Consider the following 12,483-nt stretch of genomic DNA (forward strand, 5'->3'; position numbering starts at 1 on the left):
CCCGAACGGCTCGGGGAAGAGCACGCTGGCCAAGGTGCTGAGCGGGCACCCCGCGTACGAGGTCACGGACGGCGAGGTGGACTACCGGGGCGAGAACCTGCTGGAGCTGCCGCCGCACGAGCGGGCGCGGCGGGGGCTGTTCCTGGCCTTCCAGTACCCGGTCGAGATTCCTGGCGTCTCGATCGCGAATTTCATGCGCACGGCGCTCATGGCGCAACGCCCGGGTGAGGAGCTGGACATCTTCGATTTTCAGGAGAAGCTGCTCGAGCGGATGGCCCTGCTGGACATGGAGCCCTCCTTCGCGGAGCGGAGCGTGAACGATGGGTTCAGCGGCGGGGAGAAGAAGCGGAACGAGATCCTGCAGCTTGCCGTGCTCGACCCGGTGCTGGCGGTGATGGACGAGACGGACTCGGGTCTGGACATTGACGCCCTGAAGGTTGTAGCCAATGGCGTGAACACGTTGCACCGGGAGCGCTCGGCCATGGCCGTGCTGCTGATCACGCATTACCAGCGCATCCTCGAGTACATCAAGCCGGACCACGTGCACGTGATGGTCGGTGGCCGGATCGTGCTCTCGGGTGGCCCGGAGCTGGCTCTCGAACTGGAGGACCGGGGATACGACTGGGTGAAGGGCGAACTGGTGGCCCAGGCCGGGTAGTTCCGCTGGGCACGATCACGACTGGGGGGAGGGCCGCATGCCGTACGATCCGACGGTAGCCGGGCTGGGACTGGACGACTACAAGTACCACTTCATCACCGAGGACAAGCCCGTCTTCAAGGCGCAGAAGGGGCTGAACGAGGAGGTGGTACGCCAGATCTCGGCGCACAAGGAGGAGCCGGAATGGATGCTGAAGTTCCGGCTGAAGGCGCTCGGGATCTTCAACTCGAAGCCCATGCCTACCTGGGGCGGCGACCTCTCGAATCTGAACCTGGACGACATCTACTTCTACCTCCGGCCGCAGGAGCGGATGGAGCGCTCCTGGGAGGACGTGCCGGCGGGGATCAAGAGCACATTCGAGCGGCTGGGGATCCCGGAAGCCGAGCGCAAGGTGCTGGCGGGCGTGGGTGCACAGTACGAGTCGGAGATGGTCTACCACTCGCTGAAGAAGGAGTGGGAGGAACTGGGCATCATCTTCGAGTCCATCGAGAACGGGCTGAAGCTGTACCCGGAGCTGTTCCGCGAATACTTCGCCACGGTGATCCCGCCGGCGGACAACAAGTTCGCGGCCCTGAACTCGGCGGTGTGGTCGGGCGGCTCATTTGTCTACATCCCCAGGGGCGTGAAGGTGGACGTCCCGCTGCAGGCCTACTTCCGGGTGAATGCGGAGCAGCTCGGCCAGTTCGAGCGCACGCTGATCATTGCCGACGAGGCGTCGCAGGCCCACTACATCGAGGGGTGCACGGCGCCGGTCTATTCCACGGACTCGTTCCATTCCGGGGTGATCGAAATCGTGGTCAAGCCGGGCGCGCGTTTCCGCTACACGACGATCCAGAACTGGTCCAACAACATGTACAACCTGGTGACGCAGCGGGCGCTGGTTCACGAGCACGCGAACATGGAATGGCTGGACGGGAATCTGGGGTCGAAGCTGACCATGAAGTACCCCTCCTGCTACCTGGTGGGCGAGCGGGCGCACGGCCAGATCCTGTCCATTGCCTACGCGGGCAACGGCCAGCATCAGGACACGGGGGGCAAGGTGATCCATGCGGCGCCGCACACCACGTCGCGGATCACGTCCAAGTCCATTTCCAGGGGGACGGGGCGCGCGTCGTATCGCGGGCTGTGCAAGATCTACGAGGGTGCCGCGCACGCGCGCTCGAACGTGGCCTGCGACGCGCTGCTGCTGGACGAGACATCGCGCACGGACACCTTCCCCTACATCGAGATCGAGGAGCACAGCGCGAACGTGGGTCACGAGGCCACGGTCTCGAAGGTCGGCGACGAGCAGCTCTTCTACCTGATGAGCCGCGGGCTTTCCGAGGACGAGGCCATGACCATGGTGGTGCGGGGGTTCATCGAGCCCATCGCCAAGGAGCTGCCGCTCGAGTACGCGGTCGAGCTGAACCGGCTGATCGAGCTCGAGATGGAGGGCAGTGTTGGCTGAGCTGGCTACCGCGGGCACGGCGCTGATCGAGGAGCTGGATGCGGACGCGGTCGCGGCCCTCGCCGGGGACGAACCGGCGTGGCTGCGCGATCGGCGGCTGGCGGCCTGGCAGGTTTTCGAGGACACGCCGCTTCCTACCACGAAGCTCGAGGAGTGGCGCTACACCGATGTCCGGCTGCTGAAGCTGGACCAGGTGCGTCTGGCGGAGCCGGGCGCGCCGGCGGACATCCCGGCGCAGGCGCGGGCCCTGGTCGGGCGAGAGAAGCAGGCGGGCGCACGCGCCCTCCTGCTCGGGCCGGACCTGGCCGTCCTCGAGCTCTCGAGCGAGCTGCGACGGCAGGGCGTGATTCTCTCGGATCTCTCGGCGGCGGCCTTCGAGCATGCCGAACTGGTCGAGCCGCACCTTGCCACCCGGGCCGTGCCGCCGGAGGCCGGCAAGTTCGCGGCGCTGAACGCTGCCGTCTGGGCGGGCGGCATCTTCCTCTATGTGCCGCGCGGCGTGCACCTCGAGCTGCCCGTGCGCGTGGCGCACTGGCTGGCCGAGCCGGGCGTAGCCATCTTCCCGCGCACGCTCATCATCGCCGACGAGGGGAGCCAGGTCGCCTACATCGACGAGTTCGCCTCCCCGGACTTCGAGGCGCCCGCGCTGGCCTGCGGCGCGGTCGAGGTCTATGCGCGCGCGGGCGCGCGCGTGCAATACGTGGCGCTGCAGCGCTGGGGGCAAGGCGTGCGCCACCTTTCCGTGCAGCGCACGCTGGCCGGCCGGGACGCCAATCTCGACAGCTTGCAGGTGAACCTGGGCGCGTCGCTGGCGCGGGTCGAGCTGTCCGCGCAGCTCGAGGGGCCGGGTGCGCGCAGCGACATGCTGGGGCTGTACTTCGCGCGGGGCGACCAGCACTTCGACCACAACACGCGGCAGGACCACGCGGCGCCGCACGCCAACAGCGATCTGCTGTACAAGGGTGCGCTGTACGACCAGGCGCACGCGGTGTTCCGGGGCGTGATCCGGGTGCATCGGGGAGCGCAGCGCACGGACGCCTACCAGACGAATCGCAACCTGCTGCTCTCGGCGGAGGCGCGGGCGGACTCGCAGCCCAACCTGGAGATCGAAGCCGACGACGTGCGCTGCTCGCACGCGGCCACGGTGGGGCAGCTCGATCAGGAGGAGCTGTTCTATCTGATGAGCCGGGGGCTGTCGCGCAAGGCGGCGGAGCGGCTGGTGATATTCGGGTTCTTTGCCGAGGTGCTCGAGCGGCTGCCGCTGCCCGGGGTGGTCGAGGAACTGCGCGCGGTGATCGAGGAGAAGATCGGATAGCGGCCGTGGCGGAGTTCGTCTGGGTGGCCAGGCTGGGCGACGTCGAGCCGGGCAAGCTCTTGGGTGTCGAAGTGGGCGGCCGCCGCATCTGCCTGGCGAACGTGGAGGGCGAAATCTACGCCTTTCAGGACAATTGCACGCACAAGGACTTCCCGCTTTCGGCGGGCGCGCTGGAAGACGGGAGGATCGAGTGCGCCTGGCACGGCGCCCGCTTCGATGTGGCCACGGGCCGCGCGGTCGCCTTGCCGGCCATCAAGCCGCTGCATACCTATGAGGTGAGGGTGGAGGGTGGCGAGATCTATGTGGCCCCCTAGCACTGCCGGAGCTCCGGCCATGGCTTCCTTCGCTGCGCCTGCTGCGCCGGCGTCCGACCTGGCCTGGGTACGGGGCGAGTTCCCGATCCTGAGCCAGTCGGTGAACGGCCGGCCGCTGGTCTACCTGGACAGCGCGGCCAGCGCGCAGCGGCCGCGCGCCGTGCTGGACGCCGTGGACGAGTTCTACCGGCACGACAATGCCAATGTGCACCGGGGCATTTACGAGTTGTCGCGGCGCGCGACCGAGCGGTTCGAGGCGGCGCGGCAGCGGGTGGCCACCTTCCTGAACGCGCCGCACGCGCGCGAGATCATCTGGGTGCGGGGCACGACTGAGGCGATCAACCTGGTCGCCTCGAGCTGGGGCTCGGCCAACCTGCGCCCGGGCGACGAAGTGCTGCTCACCATCCTCGAGCATCACTCGAACATCGTGCCCTGGCAGCTTGCTGCGCAGCGCACGGGTGCGCGGCTCCACTGCGTCGACATCGACGAGCAGGGCCGGCTGCGGCTGGATCAACTGGAGGAGCTACTGAGCGAGCGGACCCGGCTGGTGGCGGTGGCGCACGTCTCGAACGCGCTGGGCACGATCAACCCCATCCGCGAGATCTGCGAGCGGGCTCACGCGGCCGGCGCCCTGGTGCTGGTGGACGGCGCGCAGGGTGCGCCGCACCTGTGGCCGGACGTGCAGGCGCTGGGCTGCGATTTCTACACCCTGTCGGGCCACAAGATGTGCGGCCCCATGGGCATCGGCGTGCTCTGGGCGCGGCGGGAGCTGCTCGAGCAGATGCCGCCCTACCAGGGTGGCGGCGAGATGATCGATGTGGTCGAGCTGGAGCGCTCGACGTACGCGGAGGTGCCGCACAAGTTCGAGGCGGGCACTCCCAATGTGGCCGGCGCCGTGGGATTGGCGGCGGCCATCGACTTCCTCGAGTCCGTAGGGCGAGAGACGATCTGCGGGCACGAGCGCAGGCTGATCGAGCACGGCCTCGAGCGGCTGGGTGCGGTCGAGGGACTGCGCCTGTTCGGGCCGCCTGAGTCGGAGAGCCGCACGGCCGTCTTCGCCTTCGAACTCAAGGGTGTGCACCCCCATGATCTGGCCACCATCCTGGACGCGGAGGGGATCGCGATCCGGGCGGGGCACCATTGTGCCCAGCCGCTGATGCGGCGGCTGGGTGTGGCGGCCACGGCCCGCGCATCCTGCTATCTCTACAACACGCCGGAAGAGATCGATGCGCTGGTGGACGGGCTGGGCTCCGCTCGCAAGATCTTCGGGTGCTGAGCGGCTGGCCGGCGCTCCCGCTTTGACGCCCCCCGCCCGGCCCCTCGGGCGCCGCCCCGCTCCTGGCCAGGTGTGGGCGCCGCCTCCCGCCGCCGGCCGCCCCGTCGCCCGTCCATGACCATCGATCGTTCCACGCCGCCCCTCGGCTCGCTCTACCAGGAGCTGATCCTCGACCACTACAAGCACCCGCGGAACAAAGGCGAGCTCGAGGGCGCCACGGCCGAGGTTCACATGAACAACCCGGTTTGCGGCGACGACATCCGGCTGCAGCTCCGGGTGGCGGGGGAGCGCATCGAGGACGCGCGCTTTCTGGGGCAGGGGTGCTCGATCTCGCAGGCGTCGGTCTCGATGATGACGCAGCTCCTGAAGGGGAAGACGACGGCGGAGGCGGTGGCGCTGGCGGATCGCTTCAAGCAGATGATGCACGGCGACCCGGAAGCCGCGCGCGACAGGGCGCTGGGCGAGCTGCGCGCGTTGGCCGGGGTCAGCAGGTTCCCGGTCCGGATCAAGTGCGCGTTGCTGGGCTGGAACGCAGCCGAGGAGCTGATCAACCGGCTGCCTCAGGAACCGGCCTGACCGGGCGGCGCTTCCGAAAGCGTGCAGCCTGCGGGCGCGCGCAGAGAGGCGTCGGTTGGGCAGGTCCTGCCAGCCGTTGCCGTGCAGCCCCTTGGGGGGCGCGGAGGAGAGTGATGGCGAAGCACTGGGTGGGTCGGCGCGTGGCCATCGTGGAAGGCTGCCGCACGCCGTTTTGCAAGTCTGGCACGGCGTTCCGGGACATGACGCCGACGCAGCTCGGCACGCTTGCAGTGCGTGAGCTGCTGGCGCGCGCCGAACTCAAGCCCGCGCAGGTCGGCGAGCTGGTCTACGGCATCGTGGTAGCGCCGGTCACGGAGCCCAACGTGGCACGGGAGGTGACGCTGGCCGCGGGGCTGCCGCCCAGCGTGCCGGCCTACACCGTGAGCCGGGCGTGCGCGTCGGCCAACCAGGCGATCACCTCGGGCGCTGAGGCGATTGCCCGGGGACACGCCGACGTGGTGGTCGCCGGGGGCGTCGAGCTGCTCTCGGACATCCCCATGCTGCTTTCGCGGCGGCTGCGCAACGCGCTGTATGCGGCCTCTCGGGCGCGCACTCTGGCGGCCAAGCTGAAGGCGCTTTCGGCGGTGCGGCCGCGAGACCTGCGGCCGGTCGCGCCGGCGATTGCCGAGCCGTCGACCGGCGAAAGCATGGGCCAGAGCGCCGAGCGCATGGCCAAGGAGAACGCCATCCCGCGCGAGGCGCAGGATCGCTGGGCGCTGCGCTCGCATCAGCTTGCCGCGCACGGTACGCAGGACGGCAGGCTCACGCGCGAGATCGTGCCCGTGTATCTGCCGCCCAGGTACGGCGAGGTGGTCACCCAGGACAATGGCATCCGGACTGACACCAGCCTGGAGAAACTGGCGGCGCTCCCGCCCGTCTTCGACCGGCGCTACGGCAGCGTCACGGCCGGCAACTCCTCGCCTCTGACCGACGGCGCCTCGGCCGTGCTGCTCATGGCGGAAGACACGGCCCGTTCACTGGGCTACACGCCGCTGGGCTACATCCGGAGCTGGGCCTACTCCGCGCTTTCGCCGCGCGCGCAACTGCTGCAGGGCCCGGCATACGCGGCGCCCGAAGCACTGGACCGGGCCGGCCTGACCATGCCGGACATCGAGCTCTGGGAGATGCACGAGGCCTTCGCCGCCCAGGTGCTCACCAATCTGCAGGCGCTGGACTCGGACGAGTTCGCGCGCCGCGAGCTGGGACGGGAGCGGAAGGTGGGGGTCCTGGACGAGGAGCGCATCAATGTCATGGGCGGCAGCATCGCCATTGGCCACCCCTTCGGCGCCACGGGCGGCCGGCTCACCATCACCCTGCTCAACGAGCTGAAGCGCCGGGGTCAGAACCTGGGGCTGATCACCGTCTGTGCGGCGGGGGCCATGGGTTTCGCCATGGTGGTGGAGCGGGAGTAGCGGTTCCCGTACGGCGCTCCTCGATCAGGTCTGCCGCCTGGCCTGTTCGAGCCAGCGCAGTCGGGTCTCGCGGCGCTGCTCGCCTGCGCGGGCGCGCCGGCGATCATCGTCCGTTTTTAGGTCGAGGCGGGGGACGGGCGAGATGCGAATATAGCTCCGTCAGTTTTGCCTCCGACGTGCTGCGCTGACCTCAGGCGACCAACCGAGCCATGATCGCCCATACCAGCGCGCCGACCGCGATGAGCGTACCGACATTCCATTTGATGATGTCGATCTTGGCGTCGCGGATCTCACGGCCCAGTTCCGCGATCTCACGGCCCAGTTCCGCGCGCAAGTCCTGGAGTGCTTCCTTGGTCGCCAGCGGCTCCAGGCGTGCATCCAGGTATTCGCGCCACGTGGGCGGGCTAGGAACTTGAGGTTCGGGCACGTTCAGGCGGTGGCCGGTGGCTCGCTGTTGTTTGCCTTCGCAAAAACTACACGGAGCGTTGGGGCTCCGCCATGGCCAGATCGGCTAATCCAACGCGTCAGCGCACGAGGGCGAGTCCCCGGAGGTGGTGCGGCGACGTCGCGAAGCCGGCCACGCGTCGCCAGCTTGTGCCGCCATCGTCGGAGCGGTGCACGCCGCGCTCATCCGCCGCCCACAACGCGCCTTCGCGCGCGCCGGCAATCAGCAGCGGCGCGCGATTGTGGTGAGCGGATCCGCCCAACCATCCCTCACCCGCTCCCAGCGGCCTCGCCCGACGCGACGATACAGCCGGCCGTCCGATACGGCAACTGTTGCGGTCCGACCTTGGCCGTCAGACCCGAAGCCTTGAGCTGGAGCACCGCCAGGACGGCTACGGCACCGCCCAAGGTCGCCGCAGCGGACGCGAGGGCGCGTCGGCGCACAAGGCGGGAGATCGCGTTCATGCGAGGCTCCTGAGGGGATAGGGGATAACGACGCCTGATCTTGCCATCGGTTCCCCGCCTCTTCAGATGTACAGCCTCCAAGGTATGGCTGTACAGCCACCCGGGCACGGCGGTTCCTCGGCCTGCGCGGGTGTAGCCTCCATGGTGCGTGTGCCGGCGTGGCCGGCCAACTCCCGCACCCCCGCCTTGCCGGAAAACCTCCCGCAGCCGCATCTTGAACGACCACTTTTCGCTGCACTCACGGCATCACCCCCGAGCGCGATGACCGAGCCGGCCCGCCCATCGCTGTTCGCGGAGCTCAAGCGACGCCGCGTGTTCCGCGTGGTCGTCGTGTATGCCCTGGCCGCGTGGGTCGTGCTGCAAGTCGCCGAGCTGGTGCTGCCGGCGTTGCTGCTGCCTGAGTGGACGTTCCGGCTGGTGGTCGTGCTGGCGCTGCTCGGATTCCCGATCGCGATCGCGCTCGCCTGGGTCTTCGATGTGACGCCGGAAGGCGTGCGGCGGACCGGAGTCGGCCGCTCCCGCCGAGGCCGCGTCCAGCCGAGCGACGTTGCGCCGGCCGCCGCTAGCCGGCGCATGCTGTACGTCTGGGCGTCGGTCGTGGTGGTGGTGCTCGGTTATGCGGGCTTCAACCGCTACTTCTCGGGAGGCAAGGGCGGGCCCGGAGCCGGCATTAGCTCGATCGCCGTGCTGCCGCTCGTAAACATGAGCGCGGATGCAGAGAACGAGTACTTCAGCGATGGCATGACCGAGGAGCTGCTCAACGCGCTCGCGCAGCTCGAGGGGTTGCAGGTCGCGGCACGCACTTCCTCGTTCGCCTTCAAGGGCAAAGAGCTGGACGTGCGCGAGATCGGGCGGAAGCTGGGTGTCAGCGCCGTGCTCGAGGGCAGTGTGCGCCGGTCGGGCAACCGGCTGCGCGTCACCGCCCAGCTCATCAACGTCGAGGACGGCTATCACCTCTGGTCCGAGACCTACGAGCGCGAGCTGGCCGACGTCTTCGCCGTCCAGGACGAGATCTCGCGCGCGATCGTGGACGCGCTGAAGCTGAAGCTCGCGCGCGTCGGCAGAGACGACCTCGTCGCCCGCTCGACCGACGACGTCGCCGCCTATGATCTCTACCTGAAAGGCCGCTTCCACTGGAACAAGCGCACGGGCGCCAGCATGCGCCTCGCGCTCGAGTATTTCCGGCAGGCGCTGGAGCGCGATCCCACGTTCGCGCGCGCGTACGCCGGCCAGGCCGACGTGTACGCGCTGCTCAGCTACTACGGCCATCTGGCGCCACGCGCGGGCTACGAACAAGCGCGGGCCGCGGCACGCCGGGCGCTCGAGCTGGATCCGGACGTCGCCGAAGCACACGCATCCCTCGGCCTGATCGCGCTCAATTACGACTGGGACTGGGACAGCGCCGAGCGCGAGTTTCGCCGCGCGCTCGAGCTCAATCCGAGCTACGCGATCGCACGCCAGTGGTACGTGAACCTGCTCACGACCCGCGGCCGGTACAAGGAGGCGGCGGCACAGTCCGCCCGGGCGCGCGCACTGGACCCGCTCGATCCCATCATTGCGTCCGGATCGGGCACGCTCGCGCTGGTGCAGCGGCAGTGGGACACCGCCATCGCGGCGTATCAGCATGCCAGCGCGCTCAATCCGGACCATCCCGGCAGCGGTTGGCTCCTGTCGATTCCTTATTCGCTGGCCGGCCGTCACGAAGAGGCAATTGCACAGATCGCGCGCGCCGACAGCGTCGCGGGCAGTCCCATCACCCGGTCGGTCTACGGCTGGGCGCTGGCGCGGGCGGGCCGCACGAGCGAGGCGCGGAAGATCCTGGCCGAGCTGGAAAGCCTCGCGGCTCGGGCGCCCGCCCCGGCCTACAGCCTCGCGCTGGTATATATCGGCCTGGGCGAGAAGGACCGGACACTCGACTGGCTCGAACGCGCCATCGAGCAGCACGAGAGCGTGGGCTTGCAGCTCAGCTTGCCCGACTTCGACGTGCTGCGGGGCGAGCTCAGGTTCCGCCGAATCGTACAACGGATGAACCTGCCGGCCTCGCTGCTCGACTCACCTGCCGCTCCCGCGCGCGCACCCTGACCGATGCCCGTCGTCGGCCAGAGCATTGCCCGCACGGACGGCCGCGCCAAGGCGGCCGGCGCCGCCCGCTACATCGACGACCTGCGCTTCCCCGACATGCTCTACGGCCGCACGATCCGGTCGACCATCGCGCGCGGCCGCATCAAAAACATCCGCTTCGATTTTGATGCCGCCGGCTTCACGATCGTCGACCACCGCGACATCGCGTCGCTGGAAGGGGCTCGTGCGGCGTAGGGTGGTGCGGATGGCGCGCTCGATCAAGCCTCGGCGCTTCGCGTGGAGCACTACGCTCAGCGTGCCGCGGACCTGCAGGCCTCGAGAACGTGCATAGGCACGGGCGGCCTCTCGTCGATCAGCACGATGGCGTTCTCCGTCTCGAGCGCCGTACCGATCACCTCGGCTTCGCCCCTCCCGCCGAGGCGGCTTCGACCGCTTCAGCCAGCCAGTGGCAAAGGCGGCATCCAGCTCGTCGGCTACGTGGCGAGCAACCTCATCCGCCACGGCGTTCGGAACGAGGATCTCGGCATAGAGCTTACGCAGGAGGGACACCCGCCCGATCCGGGCGAGGTGGATCAGAGGTGTGGCGTTGCAGACAGGCGTCACGGCTCGAGCGATGCGAGTTCCTCTTCCAATTCGTCGGCCGTGGTTTGGATCGTCGGGACTCCGTGACGATTCGCAAGCTCCAGGAACTCGACTCGTGTCATGCCCAGGTCGCGCGCGGACTGCCCGGAAGTGAGCTGACCCAGACGGTAGAGCTCGAGAACGGCTGCCTCCCGCGCGCGCTGCGTCGCCGCACGCCGCGCTTCGGCATCCTCGATGCCCTCGGGATCGGGCTGCTTTTCTACCCGCCAGCCGCGCGTCGCACGGCGCCCTTGATCTCCTGGAAGGGCGGGAGGTCGCCCGGGTTCTCGCTCATCCAGGCGTAGACTACCCTGCCGGAAGTGTCCAGCACGAAGGCGGCGCGGTTGGCCACCCCTTGCAGCCCGTTCAGCTCGTCGCGCCAGACGCCGAACCGCCGTGTCGCCTCCTTGTTGAAATCGGAGAGGATGGGGAACGAGGCGTTGCAGCTTTCGGCGAACTTCTGGTTGACGTAGGGCGAGTCCACGCTGATTCCGGCCACCTGCGCGCCCAGCTCGCGGTAGGCGGCGTAATCCTCGGCCACGCTGCACATCTCGCCGGTGCAGACGGAGGAGAAGGCGAGGGGGAAGAAGAGGAGGACCAGGGGCTGCTCGGCGTGCAGCTCGCGGAGGCTGACAGGTTCTTTCGGGCGGAGGTAGAGGGTCACGTCCGGTGCCGTCGATCCGAGCTGCAGGGGCATATCTATCTCCTCTCGGGCCAGTGCTGCCATGTCACGATTGTGACGACTCGACTGGTTCGTCCCGCTTCATCAGGTCACGCGGCGGCGCGGAGAACAGGAGCCACATCGTCGTCACAACCATCGGGCGCGCGTAGTGGTACTCCGTCTCGGTGGTCATGCTGTTTCAGGTCTGCCGCCTGGCCTGTTCGAGCCAGCGCCGTCGGGTCTCGCGGCGCAGCTCACCTGCGCGGGCGCGCCGCCGATCATCGTCCGTTTCCAGCTCGAGGCGGGGGACGGGGACCGGCCGATGCTGCTCGTCGATGGCTACGAAGGTGAGGTAGCAGGTGTTGGTATGCCGCCGCTCGCCGGTGAGCGGGTTCTCGGCCTCGACCACCACCTCGACCTCCATCGAGGTTCGGCCCACATAGTCGACGTGCGCGCAGCAGGTGACCAGCTCGCCACTGTAGATAGGCTGGCGGAAGTCTACTCGCTCGATGGAAGCCGTGACCACGGGACGGCGGGAGTGGCGCATGGCGGCCACGGCGGCGGCACGGTCGATCATGGAGAGGACGACGCCGCCGAAGACGTGACCCAGCGGGTTCACCTGGTTGGGCATCATCAGCTCGCTGATGACGGCTTCGGAGGCGCGCGGCGTGTGGGCAGCGGGCTGCGCCGTGGTCTCGGGCGGTTCAGGCATGGTCGTTCACCGGCTTGACAGCGCAGCAGGGGGTCGTCCAGCTTGGCGCCCCTATGCTATCGGCGGAGCGTGGCGCCGTCCAGACTGCGGGGGCCTCCGGCCCGGACGCTGGTGCGCCGGGCGCGCGGGCACGGCCCGGTTCGGGCGGAGAGGGCACCGGTGGCGGGGGCAGCGCCCGCAGGCGCAGGCTGAGCCTGGCGCTGGGTGCAGCGCTCTTTCTGATCGTGCTGGCGGCGCCTCTGCCGGCAGCCGTCTCGGCGGGCGCCCAGCGGGCGGCGGCCGTAGCCTTGCTCATGGCCGCCTGGTGGATGACGGAAGCGTTGCCGGTGGCGGCCACGGCGCTGCTGCCGCTGGCCTTGTTCCCGCTGCTGGGCGTGCTCACCCCCACGGCCGCCGCCGCGCCCTACGCGAATCCGGTCATCTTCCTCTTCATGGGCGGCTTCCTGCTCGCCCTGGCCATGCAGCGCTGGGGGCTGCACCTGCGAGTGGCGCTGCTGGTC

The 12,483-nt window shown here is 68.9% G+C and carries 15 protein-coding genes; 10 read left to right on the forward strand and 5 right to left on the reverse strand.

The genetic code is table 11. The annotated features are described in order from the left end of the window. From sufC to fadI, 7 genes are all read left to right on the forward strand, one after another. Positions 1–658: Fe-S cluster assembly ATPase SufC (gene sufC / locus HY703_12255; GenBank protein ID MBI4545963.1), on the forward strand; the 658-nt coding region annotated here is incomplete at its 5' end. 37 nt (positions 659–695) lie between these two features. Beyond that, complete coding sequence (sufB, locus tag HY703_12260; GenBank protein MBI4545964.1) at positions 696–2,105, forward strand: Fe-S cluster assembly protein SufB; 1,410 nt, start codon at positions 696–698, stop codon at positions 2,103–2,105. Between the two features lies 1 nt (position 2,106). Beyond that, positions 2,107–3,420 carry a Fe-S cluster assembly protein SufD gene (gene sufD / locus HY703_12265; protein ID MBI4545965.1) on the forward strand — a complete coding sequence of 438 codons (1,314 nt, stop codon included), beginning with the start codon at positions 2,107–2,109 and terminating at the stop codon, positions 3,418–3,420. A 5-nt stretch (positions 3,421–3,425) separates the two neighbouring features. Next, the gene (locus HY703_12270) at positions 3,426–3,734 is read left to right on the forward strand and encodes a non-heme iron oxygenase ferredoxin subunit (GenBank protein MBI4545966.1); all 309 of its coding nucleotides are present in this window, start codon (positions 3,426–3,428) and stop codon (positions 3,732–3,734) included. Between the two features lie 19 nt (positions 3,735–3,753). Further along, positions 3,754–5,010: a cysteine desulfurase gene (locus tag HY703_12275; protein MBI4545967.1), complete on the forward strand. Its 1,257-nt coding sequence runs from the start codon at positions 3,754–3,756 to the stop codon at positions 5,008–5,010. Between the two features lie 114 nt (positions 5,011–5,124). Next, the gene (locus HY703_12280) at positions 5,125–5,586 is read left to right on the forward strand and encodes an SUF system NifU family Fe-S cluster assembly protein (GenBank protein ID MBI4545968.1); all 462 of its coding nucleotides are present in this window, start codon (positions 5,125–5,127) and stop codon (positions 5,584–5,586) included. A gap of 113 nt (positions 5,587–5,699) precedes the next feature. Then, a complete protein-coding gene (gene fadI / locus HY703_12285) occupies positions 5,700–6,998 on the forward strand; it encodes an acetyl-CoA C-acyltransferase FadI (protein MBI4545969.1) in 1,299 nt (432 codons plus the stop codon). Positions 6,999–7,188: 190 nt separating this feature from the next. Here the strand turns inward: fadI and HY703_12290 are convergent, their stop codons facing one another. The 3 genes from HY703_12290 to HY703_12300 form a co-directional block, all read right to left on the reverse strand. Then, positions 7,189–7,332, reverse strand: coding sequence for a hypothetical protein (locus tag HY703_12290; protein MBI4545970.1), 144 nt, complete (start codon positions 7,330–7,332; stop codon positions 7,189–7,191). A gap of 190 nt (positions 7,333–7,522) precedes the next feature. After that, on the reverse strand, positions 7,523–7,705 hold the full coding sequence (locus HY703_12295) for a hypothetical protein (GenBank protein MBI4545971.1): 183 nt from the start codon (positions 7,703–7,705) through the stop codon (positions 7,523–7,525). Positions 7,706–7,712: 7 nt separating this feature from the next. Beyond that, positions 7,713–7,907, reverse strand: a complete 195-nt coding sequence (locus tag HY703_12300; protein MBI4545972.1) for a hypothetical protein — start codon at positions 7,905–7,907, stop codon at positions 7,713–7,715. A gap of 261 nt (positions 7,908–8,168) precedes the next feature. Between HY703_12300 and HY703_12305 the strand changes: the two genes are divergently transcribed. Both HY703_12305 and HY703_12310 read left to right on the forward strand, forming a co-directional pair. Next, on the forward strand, positions 8,169–9,989 hold the full coding sequence (locus HY703_12305; GenBank protein ID MBI4545973.1) for a tetratricopeptide repeat protein: 1,821 nt from the start codon (positions 8,169–8,171) through the stop codon (positions 9,987–9,989). A gap of 3 nt (positions 9,990–9,992) precedes the next feature. Further along, positions 9,993–10,223: a hypothetical protein gene (locus HY703_12310; GenBank protein ID MBI4545974.1), complete on the forward strand. Its 231-nt coding sequence runs from the start codon at positions 9,993–9,995 to the stop codon at positions 10,221–10,223. 607 nt (positions 10,224–10,830) lie between these two features. Here the strand turns inward: HY703_12310 and HY703_12315 are convergent. After that, positions 10,831–11,307 (reverse strand): redoxin domain-containing protein, encoded by a 477-nt coding sequence (locus tag HY703_12315; protein MBI4545975.1) that lies wholly within the window; start codon positions 11,305–11,307, stop codon positions 10,831–10,833. A 163-nt stretch (positions 11,308–11,470) separates the two neighbouring features. After that, a complete protein-coding gene (locus tag HY703_12320; protein MBI4545976.1) occupies positions 11,471–11,983 on the reverse strand; it encodes an acyl-CoA thioesterase in 513 nt (170 codons plus the stop codon). Between the two features lie 53 nt (positions 11,984–12,036). Between HY703_12320 and HY703_12325 the strand changes: the two genes are divergently transcribed. After that, the coding region (locus HY703_12325; GenBank protein ID MBI4545977.1) for an anion permease at positions 12,037–12,483 on the forward strand (447 nt) is incomplete at its 3' end.

This window comes from Gemmatimonadota bacterium (assembly GCA_016209965.1).
In the GTDB taxonomy this organism is placed as follows: Bacteria; Gemmatimonadota; Gemmatimonadetes; order Longimicrobiales; family RSA9; genus JACQVE01.